Raw genomic sequence first — 960 nt, 5'->3', positions numbered from 1 at the left:
AGGTCGATATCCAGGCCCTGCCCTCCAACCTGCCGTTCCGGCCCGAGCGCAGCACGCCGAAACCCATCGTGCAAGGCCCACAAACCGCCGTCATCGTCGGCCCGGCTGGCGAAGAGATCTGGACCGATGAGCATGCGCGGGTCAAGGTGCAGTTCCACTGGGACCGGCGCGGCAAGAAGAACGATCAATCCAGCTGCTGGGTGCGGGTGTCGCAACCCTGGGCCGGCCAGAACTTCGGCATGGTGGCGATTCCGCGCATCGGTCAGGAAGTCGTGGTCAGCTTTTTGGAAGGTGACCCGGACCAACCGCTGATCACCGGCCGCGTCTACAACGCCGACCAGATGCCACCGTGGGACTTGCCCGGCAACAAGACCCAGTCCGGCATTCTCAGCCGCTCCAGCCAGGGCGGCCACTACGACCACGCCAACGCCCTGCGCTTCGAAGACAAGAAGGGCGCCGAAGAAGTCTGGCTGCATGCCGAGAAGGATCAGCGGATCGAGGTTGAGCATGATGAGAGCCATTGGGTGGGCAATGACCGGCGCAAGACCATCGACCGCGACGAGACCACGATTGTCCACCGCCACCGCACGGAGACGGTGGATGGCAATGAAACCATCACCGTTCACCAGAACCGGACGGAGACCGTCGACCAGAATGAAACCCTCACCATCCACCAGCACCGCAAGGAACGGGTCGATCACAACGAAACCATCTCGATTGGCGATAACCGCAATGAGGATGTGGGCAAGAATGAGTCGGTGACCATCGGCAAGAACCAGTCCCTGTCGGTGGGCAGCAGCCGTGACAAGCAGATAGGCCGGAATGAGCAGGATAAGATCAGCAAGAACTGGTCGATCAAGGTCGGCCAGCTCAAGACCGAGACGGTTGGCATGGCCTATATGCAGAACGTCGGCCTGGCCAAGATGATGACCATCGGCATGGCTTACAACGTCAATGTCG

General features: G+C 60.9%; 1 protein-coding gene. It reads left to right on the top strand.

The genetic code is table 11. The annotated features are described in order from the left end of the window. On the top strand, positions 1-960 hold a 960-nt coding region (locus PZA18_RS25780; protein WP_284103408.1), incomplete at both ends, for a type VI secretion system Vgr family protein.

The organism is Parachitinimonas caeni, from assembly GCF_030129945.1.
GTDB lineage: Bacteria > Pseudomonadota > Gammaproteobacteria > Burkholderiales > Chitinimonadaceae > Parachitinimonas > Parachitinimonas caeni.
Note: the sequence above shows the minus strand (reverse complement) of the source record. Positions and strands in the feature narration are given on the sequence as shown.